Below are 23,041 nucleotides of genomic sequence, written 5' to 3'. Positions count from 1 at the left end.
CTCGACTTATTCAACCACGGCGTCGGCTTCGATTCCCCCGGAGCGCTTCGCCGACGCGCGCGTCGCTCTCTCGTTCGAACGCTAGAAACTCTCTTTCAACCACTGACCGACGCGGGCCATGTAACCGCCCGTTCCCGTCCCCCGCGCCTCCTGCTCGCGCCGCGGCTCGAAATATTCGCGGCCGGCGAATTGCGGATAGACGATAAGGCCGACAGCCGCGGCGAAGGCGGGGCTCCTGGCCGATTCCGGCAGACCGTCGATGCCCGCCGGACGGCCGACGCGCACCTGGCCGCCGAGAATGCGCCGCGCCGCCTCCGGAAGCCCGGTGAGCAAGCAGGCGCCGCCGGTCAGCACGATGCGGCGGCCCGCATGAGCCGGATAGCCGGCGGCGGCGAGCCGATCGCGCAGGAATTCGAGCGTCTCCTCGACGCGCGGAAGGATGATGCGCACGAGATGCGACTTCGACGCATGCGCCGAATGCTCGCCGCTCTCTCCCACATGATCGAAAGCGACCGTCTCGCGCTCGTCGGAGGGCGAGGCGATGGCGGCGCCATAGAGCGTCTTCAAGCGCTCGGCGTCGGCGAGCCGGCAGTCGAGCCCGCGGGCGATGTCCATGGTGACATGGTTGCCGCCGAGCGTGACCGCATCGGTGTGGACCAGCACGCCGCCGGAGAACACCGCAACGGAGGCGCCGCCGGCGCCCATGTCGATGACGATGGCGCCGAGCTCGGCCTCGTCAGCCTCGAGCACGGCGAGGCCGGCGACATAAGGCGCGGCCGCCGCCGCCTCTATGGAAAGATGTGCGCGCTCGATCGCGACCAGCAGATTGCGCATCGCCGCCTGATCGACGCTCGCCACATGCAGATCGACGCCGAGCTCGGCGCCGACCATTCCCGCGGGCTCGCGAATGCCGCAGGCGCCGTCGAGCGAGAAGCCGATCGGCAGCGAATGCAGGACCACGCGGCCGCGCTCCGTCACATGGGTGGCGGAGGCCTCGAGCACGCGATGCACGTCGCTCGCCGCGACGGCGGCGCCGTCGATGCGCGTCTTGGCCGCGAAATGCTGCGAGGCCAGCCGGCCGCCGGAGGCGGTGACGATGACGCTGTCGACCTGAGTCCGCGCCATGCGCTCGGCGGCGTCCACCGTGCGGCGGATGGCGGCTTCGACCTCCTCCATGTCGACGATCTGTCCGGCCTTCACGCCGCGCGAGCGCTGATGGCCGATGCCGAGCACGCGCGCGCGATGCGTGCGGCCGCGCGCGCTCGGGCCGTCGCCGCCGACCGGCGAGAGCCGGGCGATGAGGCAGGCGATCTTCGAGGTGCCGACGTCGAGAGCGGCGATCGTCGCGCTGCGGCGCGCCGGGAGCTGCTTCATGCGGGGCGGAAACAAGCGCGTTTTCATGTCTGGCGGCCCTTGCGTCCGTTTCGCGCCTGCGCCGCCGCCCGCGCCGCCGCGCCCTCCTCGGAGAGGCGGGCCACGACGCGCCCGGGAGCGCGCAGATCGACCGAAAGAATGTCCTTGTCGAGAATCCGCGCCTCGCGCTGCAGCTTGCGCAGCAGCGTCAGCGCCGTCTCGGGCTCGCTCTCGGGGAGCTTCACCTCGACGCCATTGGTCATGGTCAAGGTCCAGCGCCGGCCGGAGACCAGCACGCCGGCGCGAATGCGCGATTTCAATTCGCCGGCCGCCTCGAGCAGCCGCGCATAGTCTCCGACGCGCTTCTCGGCGCCCTCGCCGACGACGAAGGGCAGATCGAGGAAGCGCTCGTCCCTGACCTCGTCGATGACCATGCCGTCGGCCGCGATCACGGAGAGCGCGCCATTGCGCTGCCACAGCGCGAAAGGGCGGCGGCCCTCGAGCGCGATCACCAAGCGATCCGGATAGAGCTTGAGCACGCGCACGCTCTCGACCAGCGGCAGCTCGGCGAGGCGCCCGCGCACGGCTTCGGCGTTGAGGAACAGCAGCGATTGGGTCGGCTGCACGCCGGAGGCGGCGAGCACATCGCCTTCCGTCATCTCGCCGAGGCCCGAGATGGTGACGACCTCTATCGGGAAGCCGATATTGCGGGCGACGACGTCCCGGAGCGCGCCGTTCTCGGCGATGAAGCGGTCGTAATCGCCGTTCTGCGTCGCCGCAGTGAGGCCGACGACGCCGAACAGAGCGGCGGCCGAGACGGGCCCGACGCCGGGAAGGGACAGCAAGGCCGCGAGGCGCGACCAGCGGCCGGACGGCGCGCGCGCCGCCGGGGAGGCCGCCGGAGCGGCCGGAGGGCGCGGGCGAGGAGCGGCGGCCGGCGCCGGAAAGGGAGCGGCGAAAGCGGGGCTCTGGACGGGTTGGGCAGGCGCGAGCGGAAAGAGAGCCGAAAGCGGCTCCCTCAGCGATCGCAGGACGCGTCTTCCACCATCCATCTCACAAGCCCGCCAAACGAATAGCCCGCGTGAGCGGCCATTTCCGGAACGAGTGAGGTCTCGGTCATTCCCGGCTGGGTGTTGACCTCCAGAACGACGAGATCGCCCGTGCCGCCGGGGGAATCGTCGTAGCGAAAGTCCGCGCGGCTGACGCCGCGACAGCCGAGAGCCCGATGAGCCTCGAGCGCCAACTGTTGGACCTCTTGGTAAATATTTTGTTTAAGATTTGCAGGAAGCACGTGTTTGGAGCCGCCTTTGGCGTATTTGGCGTGATAATCGTACCAGCCGCCGTCGGGCACCAGAATCTCGATGACGTCGAGGGCGCGCTCGCCCATCACGGCGCAGGTCAGTTCCCGTCCGTCGATGAACTGCTCGGCGAGCATCATGTCGCCATGCGCCCAATCGGTCGCGGCCATTTCTTGCGGCGGATGAGAGCGTCCGTCCTTGACGATGAAGACGCCGAAAGAAGAGCCTTCGCTCACCGGCTTCAACACATAGGGCGGCTTTAGGACATGCTCCTTGGCCGCCTCCAGCCGATGCACGACACACCCCTCGGGGACCGGCACGCCGGCCGCCGCCATGACGGCTTTGGCGATGTCCTTCTTCCCGGCGAGCGCAGACGCGAGCAGGCCGGAATGCGTATAAGGAATGCGCAAAATCTCCAGAACGCCCTGAATGCAGCCGTCTTCGCCGAAACGGCCGTGCAGCGCGTTGAAGGCGACGTCCGGCCTCAGGGCCTCGAGCACCTGCGCCACGTCGCGGCCGACATCGACCCGCGTGACGCGGTAACCCTCGGCTTCGAGCGCTTTGGCGCTCGCCTCTCCCGAGCGCAGGGAGATCGGGCGCTCGGACGAGAGCCCGCCCATGAGAACGGCGACGTGAGCAGTCATGACGAGGCCTTCGCGGTTGTGGCGCCTCTGCGCCCGATGAAAGTGCGAATGATATCGAACACGGCTTCGGTCTGCTCCAGCCGCAGGCTCCCGGCGCGACGGAGGATGCGAGACGGCTCGACATTTGCGATTTTCATCGGCCGAACGATCGAGGGCCTGGAGAGCCCGGCTCGGGCGAGGTCGTCGATCGCAATGTCGTGCGCCATCCCGGAGTTCTGAGCGGTCGTGATCATGACCACCCATATGAAGCCGGCGGCCTGGAGCTCTTCGTTCGAGACGACGAGCGCCGGCCGCCGCTTTTCCGCGAAGCGGTCCGCATAGGGGAAGGGCACGACGACCACATCCCCGGCAAGGTAGCGGAGCGGCTCAGAGATCGGCATAGGCTTCGTCGTCGGCGTCGCTCGCCCATTCGGAGAAGGTCGCGAACGGATCGTCCTCCTGTCCCGGAGCGCTTCGCTCGATCCGCACTCCGGTATCGTCGATGATGTATCGGAGCCGGTCGCCCGGCTTGATGCGCAGGCGCTCGCGCACCTCGGCCGGAACCACGGTTTGGCTCTTGACGGAAACCTTAGAATAGACCGTTTTGCGCGGGGCCGAGGTCATGGCCCTACCTCCTCATCTTACCGTCTTACAGTCTTACCACAATTTCTCGCGATCTGAAATTGCGCCCCTCACTCGGCCGCTCGCCGCCAGATTTCGATCTCTCCGGCGCGCGCGGCGAGGCGATAGCCGTCGAGCGCCGCCGCGGTCTCGGGGCGGGCCAGCGCGAAGCGGCGGGTCGCCTCGTCCTCGACCACGACGATATCGGGCCGCCCCCTGCGCAAATCCTCGGCGAAGTCGGAAAGATCGGTGCGGCGCCGGGACTCGAGCCGCGCCTGTCGCTCGGGGTCGGCGGAAGGGAGCAGGCGGCCGACGAGCGCCGTCACCCAGAGCGCGTTCTGCCGTCCGATCCATTGGCCCTCCAGCCGACGCACGAGCGGATGGCCGAAGTCGAGCTGGCGTGCGATCGTCGCGACGCGCGGATGCGGCGGAGAGACCGAGGCGACTGCCTCGGTGAGCCCCGGATGCTCCTCTGCGTCGGCGAGGAGCTCGGCGAGGCCGAAGCAGGCCGGCGCGGCCACGAGCGCGGGGACGAACAGAAACTTGGTGAGCGTCGATGGCGCGGCGCCCGGCGCGTGGCGGCGCAGCGCCAGCAGCGCAAAGGCGGCCAGGATCAGCGCGAGCGCGGGATAGGCGTGATTGATCCAGCCCTTGCCCTGCACCAGAAAGGCCACGAAATAGCCGATCGACGCGCAGAGAAAGACCAGCGTCGCGCGATCGAGCCCGCCGCGCGACGCGAAAAGGAGGCCGGCGAGCAGCGCCAGATAGGCGGGCGCGAGCGAGAAGATCATCAGATGCGCGAGACCGTCGCGCGCCGGCCCATAGACCTCGAGCGCCAGCGGCAGCGCTCGCTCGACATAGGCCGGGAACAGCAGGACGACTGCGACCGCATAAGCGCCCGCGGCGAGAGCGGCCGCGACGAGCTCCTCCCGCCACAGAGCGCGCAGGCGGCGCTCGCGCCAGGCGCTCGCCAGCGCCGGCAGCGCAATGGCGAGCGCGAAATGCGGCTTGAGGGCGATGGCGAGGCCGCCGCCGAGGCCGGCGACGAGGCGCGCCGCTCGGGATGGAGCCGGGCGCCGCTGCTCGATGGCGAGCGCGGCGAGCAGCGGCAGGCTCGCGAGCAGGGCAATGTGCTCGCGCTCCGCGAACACCAGCGCCGGCGCGAACAACAGCAGGAACACGATGACGTTGAGCAGCAGCAGCGAGGAGCGTCGGCTGCGCACGGCGCCGAGCCGCAGCAGGTGAAAGGCGAGGCCGATCACCCCTGCGGCGAAGACGAAGACCAGCGCCGCGACGCTCGCCTCCGGCGCGACATGCAGCGCGCGGGCGAGCAGCACGGCGGGGACGAGCGACAGAAACGAGGCCGGCGGATTGGGATCGGTCACATCGATGTAAGGCGTCGCGCCGTCGACGGTTTTTTCCGCGAAGGTCAGGAACCAGGAGACGTCGCAATCGATATGGCCGGCGAGCTGCGCGGCGATCGCCGCGACCGCGAGCCCCGCGCCGAGCCAGGGGCTGCCGAGCGCGCGCTCGAGCGGGTCCGGAGCGGCCGAGCCGCTCCTCTCGACCGTGCCGCTCTTCTCCAGCGCGGTCATGGGACGCCGATCCGCTTGATCTCCCATTGCAGGAGAACGCCGCTCGCCGCTTGCACCCGCCGCCGCACCTCCTCGCCCAGCCCCTCGATCTCGGCGGCGGCAGCCCTGCCGCGGTTGATGAGGAAATTGCAGTGCATCTCGCTGACCTGCGCGTCGCCGAGCGTGAGGCCGCGGCAGCCGGCGGCGTCGATCAGCTGCCAGGCCTTGTGTCCGGGCGGGTTCTGGAAGGTCGAGCCGCCGGTCTTCTCGCGGATCGGCTGCGAGGCCTCGCGCGCCTGCGTGATCCGCTCCATTTCGGCGAGAATGGCTTGCGGATCGCCCTTGCGGCCCTGGAACAGCGCCTGCGTGAAGATCACATCCTCGGGCGCCTCGCTGTGGCGATAGGAGAAGCCCATATCGGCGTTGGAGAAGACGCGGACGGCGCCGGAGCGGTCGACGCCGCGCGCCTCGATCAGCGCATCCTTGGTCTCGCCGCCATGGGCGCCGGCGTTCATGCGCAGCGCGCCGCCTATGCCGCCGGGAATGCCGCGATAGAAAGCGAGCCCGTCTAGGCCGGCGTCGGCGGCGGCGCGCGCGGCCTTCACATCCGGAACCGCGGCGCCGACGCGCAGCCGCTCCCCCGCTTCGACCGCGATCTCGCCGAAGCCTTTGGCGCCGAGGCGGATGACGACGCCCGGAATTCCGCCGTCGCGGATGATGAGATTGGAGCCGAGGCCGATGATCGTGACCGGAATGTCGCGCGGCAGGCGCGAAAGGAAATAGGAAAGATCGGCTTCGTCGGCCGGCGAGAAGAAGAACTGCGCCGGCCCGCCGACGCGAAACCAGGTGAAGGGCGCGAGCGGCTCGTCGGCGGAGAGGCGGCCGCGAAGATCGGGGAGGAGGGCGGAGAGACCGGATAAATTCATCCACAATCTCCGTGCTCTCTTTCTTCTCCCACTTGCGGGAGAAGGTGGCCCGACGCAGTCGGGTCGGATGAGGGCGGCTGCGGTTGGTGATGTCTTGGAAGCGCTTCGAAATCGTCGTGACGGCGAGGACCCTCATCCGACCCCGCTACGCGGGGCCACCTTCTCCCACGAGTGGGAGAAGGAAGCGCGCGCGTCTCGAGAGCGCGCGCGCGCGTCATCGGGACAGCTCCTCGAGCTGAGCAGGCAGCGCATAGGCCCATTTCGTGATGTCCCCGGCGCCGAGAAACACGACATAATCGCCAGGCGCCGCGATCTCGGCCACGATCTTCGGCAGCTCGCTCGGCGACGCGAGCGCCGACGTTCGCGCATGTCCCTGCTCTCGCGCAGCGCGCGCGAGCGCGGCGCCGTCGACGCCCTCGATCTTCGTCTCGCCGGCGGGATACACATCGGCGATCAGCGCCACATCGGCGTCGGCGAAGCAGGCGGCGAATTGATCGAACAGGGATTGCAGCCGCGTGTAGCGATGCGGCTGCATGATCGCGATCACTCTGCCCTTGGTCGACGCGCGCGCGGCGCGCAGCACCGCGGCGATCTCGACCGGGTGATGGCCGTAATCGTCGAAGATCGCGACGCCGTTCCACTCGCCGGTCTTGGTGAAGCGCCGCTTCACGCCGGAGAAGCTCGCGAGCCCCGCGCGAATCTGATCGGCCGATACGCCGAGACGATGCGCGACCGCAATCGCCGCCGTCGCATTGAGCGCATTGTGCCGCCCCGCCGCCGGCAGCACGAGATCGTCTATGCGCGTCACAGCGCCCGTGTCGCGGTCGCGGATCACGACGGAAAAGCGTCCGACGCCCCCCGCCAGCTCGAGGCCGACCAGACGCGCCTCGGCGCGCTCGTCCTCGCCATAGGCGATGATGCGGCGGTCCTCGATCGCCTCGATGATCTCGCGCGCGGTCGGATGATCCATGCACACCGCCGCGAAGCCATAGAAGGGCAGGTTCTCGATGAAGCTGCGAAAGCCCTGCTTCACCGCTTCGAATGTGCCGAAATGATCGAGGTGCTCGGGATCGACATTGGTGACGATCGCCACCTCGGCCGGCAGCTTCAAGAAGGTGCCGTCGCTCTCGTCGGCTTCGACCACCATCCACTCGCCGGCGCCGGGACGCGCATTGGTTCCATAGGCGTTGATGATGCCGCCATTGACCACCGTCGGATCGCATCCGCCAGCGTCGAGCAAGGTCGCGACGAGCGAGGTGGTCGTCGTCTTGCCATGCGTGCCGGCGACGGCGACGCAGCGCTTGTCGCGCATCAGCTCCGCCAGCATCTCCGCGCGCTTCACGACGGGGAGGCGACGACGGCGCGCCTCCACGAGCTCGGGATTGTCGCGCTTGATCGCGCTCGAGATCACGACGACGGCGGCTTCGCCCAGCCATTGCGCGCCATGGCCGACATGCACGCGCGCGCCCTTGCCGGCGAGCCGCTGCAGATTGGCGCCGTCGGCGGCGTCCGTGCCCTGCACCTCATAGCCGCGCGCGAGCAATATTTCGGCGACGCCGGACATGCCGATGCCGCCGAGGCCGATGAAATGAATGGGGCCGAGCCGGGCGGGAAGTCTCATGAGACGCTCCTTCGCTCGGACAGGGCGAGCACGAGATCGGCGAGGCGCTCGGCCGCGTCGGCGACGCCGACCGCTTTCGCCGCGCGCGCGCGTTCGGTCAGCAGATCGGGACGCGCGGCGAGATCGGCGATGCGCTCCGCGAGCCATTGCGGCGTGAAATCCGCTTGGCGCACGACCTCCGCCGCGCCCGCCTGCGCGAGAACGGCGGCGTTGGCCGCCTGATCCTGATCGAGCGCATGCGGCAGCGGCACGAGAATGGACGGCCGGCCGATGACGGAAAGCTCGGTGACGGTCGACGCGCCGGCGCGGGCGATGACGAGATGCGCCCGCGCGATGCGCTCGGGAAGATCGGCGAAGAAGGGCGCGATCTGCGCAACGATCCCTGCGCGCGCGTGAGATGTGGCGACGCGCGCGAGATCTTCCTCGCGCGTCTGCTGCGTCAGCTCGATGCGCTCGCGCAGCTCTTGTCGCAGCGATTCGAGCGCGGGCGGCGCGATGTCCGCCATGATGCGCGCGCCCTGCGAGCCGCCGGTGACGAGTAGGCGCAATTTGCCGTCGGCGAAATCCGGATAGGGGCGCTGTGCGGCCGCCAGCGCGGCCGGCCGCAGCGGATTGCCGGTGACGGTGATCTTGCGCGCGAGCGCATCGGGGACGCCGGCGAGTGGAAAGCCCGCCGCGATGCTGTCGACGCGCCGCGCGAGAAAGGCGTTGGCGCGGCCCATCACCGCATTGGCTTCGTGCAGCACGGTCGGAACGCGCAGCAAGGTCGCGGCGAACAGCGGCGGCACGCTCGGATAGCCGCCGAAGCCGACCACGGCGCGCGGGCGCAGGCGGCGCAGATGACGCAGCGCCTGCAAGGTTCCGAAGCCGAGCAGCGCGATGGCGCGCGCCTTGTCGAGCGCCGAGCCGCCGCGCGGCGTCGCCGCGGCGATGGTATGCATGGCGCGCGCGGGAAATTCGCCGCCGTAGCGCAGCGCGCGCTCGTCGGTGACGAGCTCGACCTCGACGCCGCGCGCGCGCAGCGCATGGGCCAGCGCCTCGGCGGGGAACAAATGGCCGCCGGTGCCGCCGGCGGCGAGGAGCACGGGCCTCGTCTTCACGCCGCCGCTCCCGCCGGGAAGCCGGCCGCCGCTTCGATGTTCGGGCGCTTGCGCGTGACCGCGAGCAGAAAGCCCATGCCGAGCGCGAGCGAGATGAGCGAGGAGCCGCCATAGGAGACGAAAGGCAGCGTCATGCCCTTGGCCGGCATCAATTGCAGATTGACGGCCATGTTGATGCAGCTCTGCAGGCCGAACAGCATGACGAGCCCGGCCGTCGCAAAGCCGCAGAACGCATCTTCGTTGCGCGCGGCGGACGACAGCCCGCGCAGGACGATGAAGGCGAACACCGAGGCGAGCGCCATGCAGACGATGACGCCGAACTCCTCGCCGACGACGGCGAAAATGAAATCCGTATGCGCGTCGGGCAGGATGCGCTTCATCGTCCCTTCGCCCGGCCCCTTGCCGAGCCAGGAGCCGCCGATGAAGCTGTCGAGCGCGGTGTCGGCCTGGAACGTGTCGGCGACCCCCTGCCCCGTCGCCTGCGGCTCCAGAAAGCGGGTGATGCGCGCATGAACATGCGGCAGGAATTTATAGGCCGCGACCACCCCCATCGCTCCGGCGCCGCCGACGCCGACGACCCAGAACCAATGAATGCCGGCCATGAACAGCAGTCCCGCCCAGACGAGCGAGACCAGTATGGTCTGGCCGATATCGGGCTGCAGCGCCAGCGGCGCGATGGTGACGGGCAGAAGGATGATGGCGAGCACGCTGCCCGGAACATCCTTGCGCTTCGCGCCTTCGGAAAAAGCCCAGGCGGCGACGATGACGAAGGCCGGCTTCAGAAATTCGGAGGGCTGCACGCCGAAAATCCAGCGGCGCGCGCCCTTCACCTCCTGGCCGAAGAACAAGGTGGCCACGACGAGGGCGAGCGCGACGAGCCACAGCACGAGCGCCGCGCGGCGCACATGGCGCGGCGAGAGGAAGGAGACGCCGATCATCACGACGAGCGCCGGCGCGAGATACATCACCTGGCGATTGACGAAGTGAAAGGTGGAAAGATGCAGCCGCTCCGCGACCGCGGGACTGCCGGCCATCGAGAACACGAGACCGCTGACGATCAGCAGCGCGATGCTCGCCAGCAGCCAATGGTCGATCGTCCAGGCCCAATCGGAAAAGGTCGTACGCTCCGCGCGCGAGATCATGAGGCTTCTCCGGAGTCGCGAGATTGCGCATGCATATCCTGCGCGAGGCGCCGAAAGGCGTCGCCGCGCGCTTCGAAATTGGCGAATTGGTCATAGGAGGCGCAGGCCGGCGACAGCAGCACGACCGGCTCGCGCGCATCGCTCAGCGCCGCATCCTCGGCCGCGCGGCGAAGCGCGCGGTCGAGCGTTCCACATTGCTCGAGCTCGACGGCGCCGTGCAGCGTGCGCTCGAAATCCTGCGCGGCGGCGCCGATCAGATAGGCCTTGCGGATGCGCGGAAACAGCGGACGCAGCGGCTCGACGCCGCCTTCCTTGGCCTTGCCGCCGGCGATCCAGAAGATGTCGTCGAAGGAGAGCAGCGCCTTCTCGGCGGCGTCGGCGTTGGTCGCCTTGGAGTCGTTGACGAACAGCACGCGGCCGCGGCGGCCGACCTCCTCCATCCGATGCGGCAGGCCCGGATAATCGGCGAGGCCGCCCGCGATCTCCTCGCAGCAGAGGCCGCAATGCCAGACGGCGGCGGCGGCGAAAGCGGCGTTCTGCGCATTATGCGCGCCGCGCAGCGCCCGCGCATCGGCGAGGTCGCCGAGCGTCTCCGCCTCCTCCGGCCCATGTCCGGCCTCGCGATAGATCACCTTGCCGTTCTCGACGTAAAAGCCCCAATCGAGCGCGCGCGTCGCCGAGACCGGAATGACGCGCTGGCCTTCGCAATGCGCCTGCATGAGCCTCGCGCCGATCGCATGAGAGTAAGCGTCGTCGACGCCGACGAGCGCGATGTCGGCGCCCTCGACGAGCCGCTCCTTCACCGCCGCATAATTCTCCATCGTCCCATGACGGTCGATGTGATCGGGCGTCAGATTGATGAGAGTGCCGATCGTCGGCGCCAGCGAGGGCGCGAGATCGATCTGGAAGGAGGAGCATTCGACGACGTGAATGCGCTCCTCCGACGGCGGCTCGAGATCGAGGATCGGCGTGCCGATATTGCCGCCGAGCTGCACATCCTTGCCGGCGCGGCGCAGAATATGGGCGATCAGCGCCGTCGTCGTCGATTTGCCATTGGTGCCGGTGATGGCGATGAAGATCGCGCCCGGCGCATGGCGCTCGCGCTCGCGACAAAACAGCTCGATATCGCCGATGATCTCGATCCCCGCCGCGCGCGCGCGCTCCACGGTCCAATGCGGCGTCGGATGCGTGAGCGGCACGCCGGGCGACAGCACCAGCGCGTCGAAGCCGCTCCAATCGGCGCTCGACAAATCGACGAGCTCGATCCCCTGCGCCGCCGCCTTGGCGCGGCCCGCCTCGCCATCGTCCCAGGCGGCGACCGTCGCGCCGCCGGCGATCAGCGCGCGCGCGGTCGAGAGGCCGGAGCCGCCGAGGCCGAACAGGGCGACGCTGCGATGCGCGAATGTCGTGACCGGCGTCATTGCTCACCTCAGCTTCAGAGTCGAGAGGCCGATGAGGGCCAGCACGAAGGCGATGATCCAGAAGCGGATAACGATCTGCGGCTCGGTCCAGCCCATCTGCTCGAAATGATGATGGATCGGCGCCATGCGGAACACACGCTTGCCGGTGAGCTTGAACGATGCGACCTGCACGATCACCGAGGCGCCCTCGAGCACGAACAGGCCGCCGATGATGACGAGCACGAACTCCTGCTTGATGGCCACCGCAATGGCGCCGAGCAGCCCGCCGAGCGCCAGCGAGCCGGTGTCGCCCATGAAGATCTGCGCCGGCGGCGCGTTGAACCACAGGAAGCCGAGCCCGGCGCCGATCACTGCGGCGCAGACGATGGTGAGCTCGCCGGTGCCGGCGATGTGATTGATGCCGAGGTAATCCGAGAAGATCGAATTGCCGGCGAGATAGGCGATGATCGCAAAGGCGCCGGCGGCGATCATCGAGGGCACGATGGCGAGCCCGTCGAGCCCATCGGTGAGATTGACGCAATTGCCCGCCGCGACGACGACGAAGGCGCCGAAGGCGAGGAAGAACCAGCCGAGCGAGAAGGCGAAGCCCTTGACCATCGGCAGAGCGAGCTTCGACATGTTCTCGCCGCCGATGCGCGTCAGCGCATAGCAGGCGAGCGCCGCGACGAGAAATTCGAGCGCGAGCCGCGCCTTTCCGGAGAAGCCCTTGTGCGACTGTTTCGTCACCTTCAGATAATCGTCGTAGAAGCCGATCGCGCCGAAGCAGGCGGTGACGAGGATGACGATCCAGACATAAGGATTCTTCAGATTGGCCCACAGCAATGTGGCGACGAGCAGGCCCGAGAGGATCATCAGCCCGCCCATGGTCGGCGTGCCCTTCTTGGTGAGCAGATGGCTCGCCGGTCCGTCCTCGCGGATCGGCTGCCCCTTGCCCTGCTTGATGCGCAACGCCGCGATGATTCCGGGGCCGAAGAAGAAGACGAAGGCGAGCGCCGTCGCCGCCGCGCCGGCGGCGCGGAAGGTGATGTAGCGGAAGAGATTGAGCGGACTGAACAGATTGGAGAAGTCCGCGAGCAGCGTCAGCATCGGATTTTCCTCTACTCCGCCGCGCCCTCCGGCGCGGGAGCGAATCTCGCCCTTATCGACTCGACGATCCGCGTCATGCGCGAGCCATTCGAGCCTTTGACCATCACGACGTCGCCGGAGCCGATCGCATCGAGCACGGCCTCCTCCAGCTCGCGCGCCGTGGCGCGATGCGCGCCGCGCATTCGCTCGGGCGCGGCGTAGAAGAGCCGCGCCATCAGCGGGCCAGCGGTGAACAGAAGATCCACGCCCGCCGCCTCGAGATCCCGCGCCAGCTCGGCGTGCAGCTCGCCGGCGGTCGGTCCGAGCTCCAGCATATCGCCGAGCACGGCGATGCGCCGCCCGAGCGGCCGTTCCGCGCCGAGCAATTCGATCGCCGCGCGCATGGAGGTCGGATTGGCGTTGTAGCTCTCGTCGATCAACGTCATCGGCGCCGCGCCGGCCGGCAGCAGCTCGCGGCGCCCGCGCCCCTTGGGCGGCGCGAAATCGGCGAGCGCCGCCGCGGCCAGCGCGAGATCGAGATCGAGCACATGGACGACGCTCAGCACGGCGAGCGAATTGAGCGCGAAATGGCGCCCCGGCGCGCCGATGCGATAGCGCAGCCGCCGCCCGAAAATATCCGCCTCGACGACATTTTCGCGCGGATCATAGGAGAGCAGCCGCGCCTGTGCGCCTTCCGAGACGCCGAAGCCGAACACATGGGCGGCCCTCGAGGCGGTCGCGGCTTCGAGCAGCCGCTCGAAGGTCTCGTCGTCGCGGTTGAGAATGGCGACGCCGCCGTCGACGACGCCGGAGAAAATCTCCGCCTTGGCGTCGGCGATAGCCTCGAGCGAGGCGAAATGCTCGAGATGCACCGGCGCGACGCGCGTCACCAACGCCACATGCGGCTCGACGAGCGGCGCGAGCGAAGCGATCTCGCCGGCATGATTCATGCCGATCTCGAACACGCCGAAGCGCGTCGCGGCCGGCATGCGCGAGAGCGACAGCGGCACGCCCCATTGATTATTGTAGGACGCCGCCGAGGCATGCGTCGCGCCGAAGCGCGACAGCACGGCGGCGGCCATCTCCTTCGTCGAGGTCTTGCCGACGGAGCCGGTGACGCCGACGACATAAGCATTGGAGCGTTCACGCGCGCGCGCGCCGAGCCGCTCCAGCGCCTCCTGCACATCCTTGACGACATAGAGCGGCGCGAGGCCGGCGAGCGCGCCAGCATGCGCCTCGTCGACGACGGCGCCGGCGGCGCCGCGCTCGAAGGCGCCGGCGACAAACTCATGTCCGTCGCGCGCTTCGCCCTTGATCGCAAAGAAGAGATCGCCCGGCGCGAGCGTGCGCGTGTCGATCGAGATTCCAGAGACGTCGCGCGGCAGGCCGCCGCTGACGCGCGCGCGCAGCGCTCCGACCAGTCCGAGCCCCGACCATAGCGGTTCTGCTTTCATCCGGCCCTGCCTCGCAACGCCGCCTCGACGACGGCCCGATCCGAAAAGGGGAGGACCTGATCGCCGATGATCTGGCCCGATTCATGGCCCTTGCCGGCGACGATCAAGGCGTCGCCGTCGCGCAGCCAGGAGATCGCCGTCTCGATCGCCGCGCGGCGATCGCCGATCTCGTGAATTTCGGCGCCGCCGCCGGCGCGCGCGGCGTCGAGAATGGCGGCGCGGATCGAAGACGGCTCCTCGCTGCGCGGATTGTCGTCGGTGACGACGACGACATCGGCCGTGCGCGCGGCGATCTCGCCCATCAAGGGACGCTTGCCCTTGTCGCGGTCGCCGCCGGCGCCGAAGACGACGACGAGCCGGCCCTTCGCCAGCTCGCGCACAGTGGCGAGCACCTTGTCGAGCGCGTCGGGCTTATGCGCATAATCGACGAACACCGGCGCGCCGTCGCGCGCGCCGATCAATTCGAGCCGCCCCGGCGCGCCGCGCAAATTCTCGAGCGCGGCGAAGACGCGGGCGGGCGCTTCGCCGCTCGCGATCGCCATGCCGGCCGCGACGAGCGCGTTGGAGACTTGAAAGCCGCCGGCGAGCGGCAGCGCGACGTCATAGGTTTCGCCCGCGTGACGCAGACTCATGCGCGTCGCGAGCGCGCTCGGCGCGACCGAAAGCAGCTCGATCGCGCGGCCCTTCGCGCCGACGTCGAAGAGAACGAGGCCGCGCGCGGCGCAAACCGCCGCGACTCGCGCGGCGACAGCGCTGTCGGCGTCGATCACCGCGGTCTGTCCCTTTTGCAGCAGCGTGTCGAAGAGGCGCATCTTCGCGGAAAAATACTCCTCGAGGTCGTGATGATGATCGAGATGGTCGCGCGAGAAATTGGTGAAGGCGCCGACCGAGAGCCGCATGCCGTCGAGCCGGCGCTGGTCGACGCCGAGCGAGGACGCCTCCATGGCGAGATGCGAGACGCCGCGCGCGCAAAGATCGTCGAGGGTCTGGTGCAGCGCGACGGGTCCCGGCGTCGTCAGCGCGCCGTAATGCGCGCCAGTCTTGTCGATGACGCCGATGGTGCCGAGCGACGCCGCCTCACGGCCGAGCGCAATCCAGATCTGGCGCAGGAAATCGACGACCGAGCTCTTGCCGCTGGTGCCGGTGACGGCGGCGACGATCTGCGGCTGGCGCGGATAGAATTTCGCCGCCGCATGGGCGAGCGCGGCGCGCACGTCGGGAACGACGACCAGCGGCAGGCCGATCTCCGCCGCGCGCGGCGCGACGACGACGCTCGCGCCGCGCGCCCGCGCGTCTTCGGCGAAAGCGAGGCCGTCGCCGGCGTGTCCCGGCACGGCGAAGAAGGCGTAGCCGTCACGGGCCTCGCGGCTGTCGGCCGTGACGCCGGCGATGTCGAGATCGCCGAGCCCGGCGGCGGCGGCCGCGCCGAGAAGCTGCGAGAGCTTCATCAATGTCCTCCTCCGCCCGCCGTCACATTGGCCTGGGGGTAGAGCTTGGAAAGCAGCGGGAACGGCAGCTGCGGCCGTTCGAAGCGCGGCGGCAGGCCGAGGATCGGCCCCGCGCGCTCGATGATCTGCGCGGTCACCGCGCCGGCGTTATAGGCGGCGGTGGCGTAGCCATGCGTCTCGGGCAGCCCCTGCGGCTCGTCCATGATGGTGAGGAACAGATATTTCGGCTTGTCGGACGGGGCCACGGCCATGAATGTGGTGAACAGACGATTCTTGGAATAATGCTTACCGACGACTTTTTCCGCCGTGCCGGTCTTGCCGCCGACATAATAGCCCTCGACGTCGACCTTCTTGGCCGTGCCGATCTCGGCGTTGAGCCGCATCAGATAGCGCATGGCCTCGCTGGTCTCGGCCTTCACCACTTGCGGCGCGTCCTTCTTGGCTTCGGCTTCGCTGCGCTTCAGGAATGTCGGCGTGATGAGATAGCCGCCGTTCATGAGCGCGCCGACCGCCATCATCGCCTGCAGCGGCGCGACGGCGAGACCATGGCCGAATGCGATGGTCATGGTGTTGAGCTCGCCCCAGCTCCTCGGCACGATCGGCTCGGCGCTCTCGGGCAGCTCGGTGCGCATGCGCGTGAGCTGGCCCATCTTGCGCAGAAAAGTCTTGTGCCGCTCGACGCCCTGGCCGAGCGCCATGCGCGCGGTGCCGATGTTGGAAGAATAGGTGAACACCTCCGGCACGGTCAGCGCGCGGTTCTGCGCGTGATAATCGTGAATGCGGAAGCGGCCGAAGCTCAAGGCGCCGCGCGCGTCGAGCCGCGAGTTGAGATTGACCTTGCCGGAATCGAGCGCCATGGCGATGGTCAACGCCTTGAAGGTCGAGCCCATCTCATAGACGCCGACATTCATGCGGTTGATATAGGTCTGGTCGCGCATGTCCGGCGGCTTGTTCGGATCATAGTCGGGGAGCGAGGCGAGCGCGACCACCTCCCCGGTGTTGACGTCGAGAATCGCCGCGGCGCCGGCCTTGGCCTTGAAATGCTCGACGCCGCGCTCCAGCTCGTCGCGCAGCGCATGAGTCGCCCTGATGTCGACGGAGAGCGAGATCGGCCGCAGATCCTCGGGCGTCACGCTGAAGCCGAAGCCATGCAGGTCGGCGAGGCCCTGGCCGTCGATATATTTCTCGATTCCGGCGATGCCGGCATTGTCGATGTTCACATAGCCGAGCACATGCGCCGCGATCGGCCCGGCGGGATAGACGCGCCGGTTCTCCGGCAGCAGCCCGACGCCCGGCAGGCCGAGATGGAACACCTCGTCGCGCTGATGCGGCGTCACCTCGCGCTTCACCCACACGAAGCCCTTGCGCGACCCTAAGCGCTCGCGCAGCTCGCGCGGGTCGACATTGGGCAGCACGGCGGTGAGAAGCTCGGTCGCCTCGTCCTTGTCGATGATGCGGCGCGGCTCGGCGAACACCGACATGGTCTTCACATCGGTCGCGAGAATCTCGCCATTGCGGTCGAGCACGTCGGGACGCGCGGCGGCGACGGCGTCGGCTGCGGCGCGGCGCACGGTCGGCGGCTCCGGCTTGAAGCCGAGATAGGCGAGACGCGCGCCAATGCCGAGATAGAGGCAGAGAAAGCAGCCCGCGACGAAGCGCATGCGCGCGCCGCTCTTGTCGAGCGAGATGGAAAAGAGCGCCGCGAGAAAGCGCCCGAGCGGCTTCGGCGCAGGGGGGTGCGGCGTCGTCATCGCGCTTTTCCTTTCGGGGTGGTCGGCGCCGGCTCGCTGGCGGCGGGCGTGGTCGCCGCGCCGCCGAGCCCGAGCGCATCGAGCTTGCGGCCGATCGAATCGATCCGCTCCGGCTTTTCGGGCAAGGACTGAGCCGTCACGATCTTGCCGACGCCGAGCGCCTCGAGCTCGAGATATTTGTCGGCGAGCTCCTGCACGCGCTCGGGGCGCGTCAGAAACGACCATTCGGCGCGCAGCACGGCGATGGCGTCCTGCTCGGCCTTCACCTTGTGCTTCAGCTTGGTGATCTGCTCGGCGCGCAGGATCGTCTGATATTTGATCGAATAGGCGTAGACCGCCGAGCCGATCAGCGCGAGAATGACGACGATATTGAGAAAGCGCAGCATCAGCGTCTCCTCGGAACGCGTTCGGGAAGACGCGACAGGCGCGCGAGCGCCTCGCCCATCGGCCGCGGCGGCGCGTCGGTCCGTGTCGCGACGCGCAGCCTTGCCGAGCGTGAGCGCGGATTTGCGGCGATCTCCCGGTCGGACGGCGCCACAGGCTTGAAATCCTCGACGATAAAGGTCGGCGGCGGCGGGACCGGCTCGCCCGGCAGGCGGCGCGAGCGCGTCTCGCCGCGCCCCGAGCGCTCGGCGAGGAACTGCTTCACGATGCGGTCCTCGAGCGAATGGAACGAGACAATGACGAGCTTGCCGCCCGGCTTCAGCACGCGCTCTGCGCCGACGAGCGCGGCGACCAGCTCGCCGAGCTCGTCATTGACGGCGATGCGCAACGCCTGAAAGCTCTTCGTCGCCGGATGGATGTCGCCCGGCCGCCCCGGCGCGGCGCGCTGGATGAGCGCGGCCAGCGCGTGGGTCGTGACGATGGGCGCCTCGTTGCGCGCATGGACGATGGCGCGGGCGATGCGCCGCGACGCGCGCTCCTCGCCATAGTGATAGAAAATATCGGCGAGCGTCTCCTCGTCCGCCTCGGCGACGATGTCGGCGGCGCTGCGGCCGCGACCCTCCATGCGCATGTCGAGCGGGCCGTCATTGCGGATGGAGAAGCCGCGCTCGGCCTCGTCGAACTGCATGGACGAGACGCCGATGTCGGCGACGATTCCGTCGAGCGGCGCCAGACCGGCTCGCTCGGCGATCAGCGCCAGCTCGGAGAAGCGCGCTTCGACCAGCATGAGCCGCCCGCCGGCGGCGTCGACCAGGGCCGCGCCGTCGCGGATCGCGCGCGGGTCGCGATCGAGAGCGAGCACGCGCGTGTTTTCGCACGCGAGAAGCGCGCGCGTGTAGCCGCCAGCGCCGAAGGTGGCGTCGAGATAGACGGCGCCAGCATGCGGCGCAAGCGCTGCGATCGCTTCCTCGAGCAGAACGGGAATGTGGCGCGCGGGCTCGTCCGGGCGCGTCCGGCCGCTCGACGTCATGACGGCGCTCCGCCCCGGGCGCCGGCGCGCGAAGGACCGTCCCGCCGAGCATCCGGAAGCATCATCGTATCGAACACATACGGAGAGCATGGAGAACCGAGAGGCGTCGAAATCGGCGCGGCGAGCGAAAAAGCGGCAAAGCGCCGATGCTCCATTAAGACAACCTCAGGGTTAAGGGAGCGTTGACGAGAGAGCGTCGACGAGGAGGGCGGGGAGGCGGGGGGCGGCCGGCGATGGGCGGGTCGCTCGCCATGCCGGCCCCGACTGCCCATTGCCGACCGCCCACTGCCCCGACAGGGCCAGCCGGCCTGTAAGCCGGGTTCTGTATGGCGCGGTCTCCCGCGCGCGATGGCCATTCCTCTGGGACGGCGGTTGCCTGCCGCCTCTAGCGACCAACCCGGGCGACGGCCCGGAGACGGGCCGTGGAAACATCGCTGCTTCCGAATTCGCCCCTATTCGGTCTTGCTCCCGGCGGGGCTTGCCATGCCTCGGACGTCGCCGCCCGAGCGGTGCGCTCTTACCGCACCCTTTCACCCTTGCCGCGGGCCCGAAGGACCGTGGCGGTTTGCTTTCTGTGGCGCTTTCCCTGGGGTCGCCCCCGCCGGACCTTATCCGGCGCCGTGTCTCCGTGGAGCCCGGACTTTCCTCTGCTCGAGAGCAGCGGCCATCCAGCCGGCTGGCCCCTTGAGCGATAGGCGTCGCGATCGGGAAGGTCAAGAGAATTGGCCCGCAGGACGAGGGCGATCGGGTGAGGCGCCATTGGCCCGCCGGGGGAGAAACGATCGGCCGACCGAGAGTTGGGAAATGCTCAGGAAATTCTGTCCGTGCTAAGGGTCTTTCGCTCGCGGAACCCCGCAGGAGGCGCGATATTCGCGGCTCTATTCAAATGCGGGCGCTTTGCCCGGCTCTGCGACGCGTCCTTTTCCAAGATGCTTTTTTGAGCCGGGGGGCAACAGGGGATTCCGCGTCATCGCGCGCATTCTCGATGCTGTTCGGCGCCAAGCGGCTTGGCGCAGGGGCGGTTCCCAGCGTTTTTCAAGCCACGGGGGCGAGGCGATGCCGCTAGCGGCGCGTCTCGCCCCCGCTCGGGCCGAGCCGGGAACTCATTCCGCTTCTTCAAATCCGAGGCGCGCCAGAGCGGCGGCCAAAGGCGGCGCCGGGCGCGCGCCGCTCGTGAAGATCGCGCGGCGCGGCGCCGGCGCGGCGACGCGATCGGGGCCGAAGCGCTGGTCCAGCAGGCGGTCCGCCTGGCGGGCGATGGCGGGCGCCGGATCGATCCACTCGACCGGCCAGGGCGCGAGGCGCCGGAATATTTCCAGCAGCAGCGGATAATGCGTGCAGGCGAGCACGATCGCATCCGTCCACGCGCCATCGGCGCGCCGGACGAAGCAAGGCGCGATCTCGCCGGCGATCTCCGCCTCCGAGACCTCGACGCCGCGCAAAAAATCCTCGGCGATGGGGGCGAGGCGCATCGAGCCGACCAATGTCACCTCGCAGCCCTCGGCGAAGCTCGCGATGAGCGTGCGCGTGTAATCGCGCGCCACCGTGCCGGGCGTCGCCAGCACGGAGATGAGGCGCGAGCGGGAGCGCTCGGCGGCGGGCTTTATCGCCGGCACGGTGCCGACGAATGGAATTTGCGGCCAGCGGGCGCGCAGATGCGGCAGAGCGAGCGTAGAGGCCGTGTTGCAGGCGATGACCACGAGATCTGGCGAATGCTCGGCAACGAGCCGCTCCATGACGAGCATGACGCGCGCGACCAGCGCCTCGTTCGAAAGCGGCCCGTAGGGGAAGCCCGCGTCGTCGGCGCAATAGACGAGGGTCGCATGAGGTCGCAGCTTCGCGACCTCCACAAAGACAGTGAGGCCACCGAGGCCGGAGTCGAAAACGAGGATTTTTGGCGCGGGAAACATGGGCAGTGAGCTATCTGTCGGCATTGGGCAGTCGGCAATAGGCAGTCGGCCCCGATGCTACTTCCGACCGCCCCAACGCCGACGTCCCCACAATAGAAAGCGGTTCGCCGACCGATTGCAATTCAAAACGGCAGGTTGAACACGCGCGAAGGCTCGAGCGCGCCTTCCACCACCGGCCCGAAAGCGACCGGCACGCCGCCGCAGGCCGCATAGACGATGCCGCCGGCCGGTGCGTCGCGCCCGCGCAGGATCAGCGAGCCGCCGCGCCGCAGCCGCGCCGCCGCATCGCGATCGACGATCACGCAGGGCAGTTCGGTGAGGCCGGCCTCGACGGAGAGCAGCGCATTGCCGGCCTCGCCGCCCTCGATCTCGTCGAGCGTGTAGGAGTCTTCCTCATAGAATGGCCCGACGCGCGTGCGGCGCAACGCGCTCACATGGCCGAAGCAGCCGAGCAGCCGGCCGAGATCGCGCGCGATCGAGCGCACATAGGCGCCCTTGCCGCATTCCATGACCAGCCTGGTCTCCTCTTCCGTCGCATCGACGATGGAGAGGCGATGAATGGTGACGGGACGCGGCTTCAGCTCCACCGTCTCACCGTCGCGGGCGAGATCATAGGCGCGCTCGCCAGCGATCTTGATCGCGGAATATTGCGGCGGCACCTGCAATATGTCGCCGGTGAAGCGCGGCAGCAGCGCCTCTATGTCGCCGATCGTCGGACGCGCCTCGCTCTCGCGCGTCGCCTTGCCGTCGGCGTCGTCGGTGTCGGTCTCGACGCCCCAGCGCACGGTGAAGCTATAGGCCTTCTCGCCGTCCTGCACGAAGGGCACGGTCTTGGTGGCCTCGCCGAAAGCGATCGGCAATATGCCGGAGGCGAGTGGATCGAGCGTGCCGGCGTGGCCGGCCTTCTTGCCATTGTAGATGCGCTTCAAGCGCGAGACCGCATGCGTCGAGGTCATGCCGACGGGCTTGTCGAGCACCACCCAGCCGTCGACGACGGTGCGGGTCGATCTTCTCTCATTCATTGGCGGGCGCCGTTCTCGTCTTTGTCTTGATCCGAGGGCTGCTCCAAATCGCGGCGCACGCGCTCGGAATTCAGCAGCGCGTCGATACGCGCGACATTGTCGAAGCTGTCGTCGATGCGGAAGCGCACTTCGGGCGCGAATTTGAGATTGACGTGATGCGCGATCTCGCCGCGCAGGAATTTCTTGTGCCGCTCGAAGGCGCGCACCACCTCCTCGCCGTCCTTGCCGCCGAGCGGCATCACATAGACGGTGGCGAGCTTCAGATCGGGACTCATCGTCACCCGCGAGACGGTGACGACATGCGTCTCCAGCACGGGATCGACGATCTCGCCGCGCGAGAGCATCTGGGCGATGGAGTGGCGGACGAGCTCGGCGACGCGCAACATGCGCTGCGACGGCTCCGCCCCGTGGGCGTGATGGGTTCTGGACATGGGCTTTTTTCTTTATCGAATGTTATTCGATTTCGCGCGTCGATCCGCGCACCATGGAGAGCAGTCGCTCGAAGGCGCGGACTTCCGCTTTCTCGACCTTCGCGTCGATCTTGTCATCCATAGCATTGCCGACGAACCTGGATAGGCTTTCACTTCCCCGCTCAACTCATCGAGCTGGCGTTGGGTGTCGCGTAGCTCTCTACGGAGATCCTTGTTCTCGGCCTTCAACGCCGAGACGGAGTGCTCGAGTTCGAGAATATTCTTGCCGAACTCGAAGAATCGGCTCCATGTCAGTTTCCATCCGCCACGGTCGGACGTCTGGCCGGATGGCTTCGGCCCTCCAGCCTCGCGCTCATCCGTCATCGCGATTCCCCGATAAGCTCTTCGAGAATTTCGCGAGTTCGCGCTTGCGTCCGATCGATCTGCTTTCGTCGAATCTCGATCTCGATGAGGTCGCGGCGCGTTTCATCGACGATTTCCGCCATCATGTCAGCCGAACGCTTCAGCGAAGCGAGAGCAAGATCGAATGCCAGAGGAGGATCGGAAGCGCAAAATTCTTCAAGCATTTCCTGCGCAGTCACGAGTGAGCCTTCCGATTCCGCAGGGGCCTTGCTCGAGAATCCCACGCGGCCCAGCATTGCGAGGATAGCGCCGTCGATGTCGCCACGCGTCAGCGCGGACTCCATAGCGTCGCTATCCATGCGCCCAGACGCTGCGGCGAGTCTCCTCCCCAGCGTGCTCCAAAGCTCATCATTGCCATCGAAGGCGGCAGACCCGCCCTGCTTACGAACGTCGATCGCGACTTGCTGCGACGCAAGCTTCCGTTCCTGCGTATCGCCCATCGGAACTCTCCTGGTCGGCAACGCC

General features: G+C 68.3%; 21 protein-coding genes and 1 other RNA gene. All 22 read right to left on the bottom strand.

Annotated elements, in window-relative coordinates; translation table 11 throughout:
- Window positions 1–81 precede the first annotated feature (81 nt).
- The gene (ftsA, locus tag K3F48_RS06085) at window positions 82–1,401 is read right to left on the bottom strand and encodes a cell division protein FtsA (RefSeq protein WP_222574532.1); all 1,320 of its coding nucleotides are present in this window, start codon (window positions 1,399–1,401) and stop codon (window positions 82–84) included.
- A complete protein-coding gene (locus tag K3F48_RS06080) occupies window positions 1,398–2,198 on the bottom strand; it encodes a cell division protein FtsQ/DivIB (RefSeq protein ID WP_255608400.1) in 801 nt (266 codons plus the stop codon). The genes ftsA and K3F48_RS06080 overlap by 4 nt, the downstream gene beginning before the upstream one ends.
- Window positions 2,199–2,371: 173 nt before the next feature.
- The gene (locus tag K3F48_RS06075; protein ID WP_222574530.1) at window positions 2,372–3,295 is read right to left on the bottom strand and encodes a D-alanine--D-alanine ligase; all 924 of its coding nucleotides are present in this window, start codon (window positions 3,293–3,295) and stop codon (window positions 2,372–2,374) included.
- Window positions 3,292–3,675: a type II toxin-antitoxin system PemK/MazF family toxin gene (locus tag K3F48_RS06070; protein ID WP_222574529.1), complete on the bottom strand. Its 384-nt coding sequence runs from the start codon at window positions 3,673–3,675 to the stop codon at window positions 3,292–3,294. Before K3F48_RS06070 ends, K3F48_RS06075 begins: the two co-directional genes overlap by 4 nt.
- A complete protein-coding gene (locus K3F48_RS06065) occupies window positions 3,662–3,898 on the bottom strand; it encodes an AbrB/MazE/SpoVT family DNA-binding domain-containing protein (RefSeq protein WP_222574528.1) in 237 nt (78 codons plus the stop codon). The genes K3F48_RS06070 and K3F48_RS06065 overlap by 14 nt, the downstream gene beginning before the upstream one ends.
- A 68-nt stretch (window positions 3,899–3,966) precedes the next feature.
- Window positions 3,967–5,490 carry a hypothetical protein gene (locus K3F48_RS06060; RefSeq protein ID WP_222574527.1) on the bottom strand — a complete coding sequence of 508 codons (1,524 nt, stop codon included), beginning with the start codon at window positions 5,488–5,490 and terminating at the stop codon, window positions 3,967–3,969.
- The gene (gene murB / locus K3F48_RS06055; RefSeq protein WP_222574526.1) at window positions 5,487–6,395 is read right to left on the bottom strand and encodes a UDP-N-acetylmuramate dehydrogenase; all 909 of its coding nucleotides are present in this window, start codon (window positions 6,393–6,395) and stop codon (window positions 5,487–5,489) included. Before murB ends, K3F48_RS06060 begins: the two co-directional genes overlap by 4 nt.
- 214 nt (window positions 6,396–6,609) lie before the next feature.
- Window positions 6,610–8,016, bottom strand: a complete 1,407-nt coding sequence (gene murC, locus K3F48_RS06050) for a UDP-N-acetylmuramate--L-alanine ligase (RefSeq protein ID WP_222574525.1) — start codon at window positions 8,014–8,016, stop codon at window positions 6,610–6,612.
- Window positions 8,013–9,116, bottom strand: a complete 1,104-nt coding sequence (gene murG, locus K3F48_RS06045) for an undecaprenyldiphospho-muramoylpentapeptide beta-N-acetylglucosaminyltransferase (RefSeq protein ID WP_222574524.1) — start codon at window positions 9,114–9,116, stop codon at window positions 8,013–8,015. Before murG ends, murC begins: the two co-directional genes overlap by 4 nt.
- On the bottom strand, window positions 9,113–10,258 hold the full coding sequence (locus K3F48_RS06040) for an FtsW/RodA/SpoVE family cell cycle protein (RefSeq protein ID WP_222574523.1): 1,146 nt from the start codon (window positions 10,256–10,258) through the stop codon (window positions 9,113–9,115). The genes murG and K3F48_RS06040 overlap by 4 nt, the downstream gene beginning before the upstream one ends.
- Window positions 10,255–11,679: a UDP-N-acetylmuramoyl-L-alanine--D-glutamate ligase gene (murD, locus tag K3F48_RS06035; RefSeq protein ID WP_222574522.1), complete on the bottom strand. Its 1,425-nt coding sequence runs from the start codon at window positions 11,677–11,679 to the stop codon at window positions 10,255–10,257. Before murD ends, K3F48_RS06040 begins: the two co-directional genes overlap by 4 nt.
- 3 nt (window positions 11,680–11,682) lie before the next feature.
- Complete coding sequence (mraY, locus tag K3F48_RS06030) at window positions 11,683–12,765, bottom strand: phospho-N-acetylmuramoyl-pentapeptide-transferase (protein ID WP_222574521.1); 1,083 nt, start codon at window positions 12,763–12,765, stop codon at window positions 11,683–11,685.
- Window positions 12,766–12,776: 11 nt separating this feature from the next.
- The gene (locus K3F48_RS06025; RefSeq protein ID WP_222574520.1) at window positions 12,777–14,198 is read right to left on the bottom strand and encodes a UDP-N-acetylmuramoylalanyl-D-glutamyl-2,6-diaminopimelate--D-alanyl-D-alanine ligase; all 1,422 of its coding nucleotides are present in this window, start codon (window positions 14,196–14,198) and stop codon (window positions 12,777–12,779) included.
- Entirely contained in the window at window positions 14,195–15,646 is a 1,452-nt protein-coding gene (locus tag K3F48_RS06020; RefSeq protein ID WP_222574519.1) for a UDP-N-acetylmuramoyl-L-alanyl-D-glutamate--2,6-diaminopimelate ligase, read from the bottom strand. The genes K3F48_RS06025 and K3F48_RS06020 overlap by 4 nt, the downstream gene beginning before the upstream one ends.
- Entirely contained in the window at window positions 15,646–17,397 is a 1,752-nt protein-coding gene (locus K3F48_RS06015; protein WP_222574518.1) for a penicillin-binding protein 2, read from the bottom strand. The genes K3F48_RS06020 and K3F48_RS06015 overlap by 1 nt, the downstream gene beginning before the upstream one ends.
- Complete coding sequence (locus K3F48_RS06010; RefSeq protein ID WP_222574517.1) at window positions 17,394–17,783, bottom strand: hypothetical protein; 390 nt, start codon at window positions 17,781–17,783, stop codon at window positions 17,394–17,396. The genes K3F48_RS06015 and K3F48_RS06010 overlap by 4 nt, the downstream gene beginning before the upstream one ends.
- The gene (gene rsmH / locus K3F48_RS06005; protein WP_222574516.1) at window positions 17,783–18,811 is read right to left on the bottom strand and encodes a 16S rRNA (cytosine(1402)-N(4))-methyltransferase RsmH; all 1,029 of its coding nucleotides are present in this window, start codon (window positions 18,809–18,811) and stop codon (window positions 17,783–17,785) included. The genes K3F48_RS06010 and rsmH overlap by 1 nt, the downstream gene beginning before the upstream one ends.
- Before the next feature lie 295 nt (window positions 18,812–19,106).
- Window positions 19,107–19,491: RNase P RNA component class A (gene rnpB / locus K3F48_RS06000), an RNA gene on the bottom strand.
- A 423-nt stretch (window positions 19,492–19,914) separates the two neighbouring features.
- Window positions 19,915–20,745 (bottom strand): glutamate racemase, encoded by an 831-nt coding sequence (murI, locus tag K3F48_RS05995; protein WP_370631363.1) that lies wholly within the window; start codon window positions 20,743–20,745, stop codon window positions 19,915–19,917.
- Between the two features lie 98 nt (window positions 20,746–20,843).
- Window positions 20,844–21,743, bottom strand: coding sequence for a tRNA pseudouridine(55) synthase TruB (gene truB, locus K3F48_RS05990; protein WP_222574515.1), 900 nt, complete (start codon window positions 21,741–21,743; stop codon window positions 20,844–20,846).
- On the bottom strand, window positions 21,740–22,174 hold the full coding sequence (gene rbfA / locus K3F48_RS05985) for a 30S ribosome-binding factor RbfA (protein WP_222574514.1): 435 nt from the start codon (window positions 22,172–22,174) through the stop codon (window positions 21,740–21,742). The genes truB and rbfA overlap by 4 nt, the downstream gene beginning before the upstream one ends.
- Window positions 22,175–22,533: 359 nt before the next feature.
- Window positions 22,534–23,016, bottom strand: coding sequence for a hypothetical protein (locus K3F48_RS05980; protein WP_222574513.1), 483 nt, complete (start codon window positions 23,014–23,016; stop codon window positions 22,534–22,536).
- Window positions 23,017–23,041 lie beyond the last annotated feature (25 nt).

Origin of the sequence: Methylosinus sp. Sm6 (assembly GCF_019802345.1) — a bacterium.
In the GTDB taxonomy this organism is placed as follows: Bacteria; Pseudomonadota; Alphaproteobacteria; order Rhizobiales; family Beijerinckiaceae; genus Methylosinus.
The sequence above is the reverse complement of the archived record's forward strand: the minus strand, read 5'-3'. Positions and strand labels throughout refer to the sequence as shown.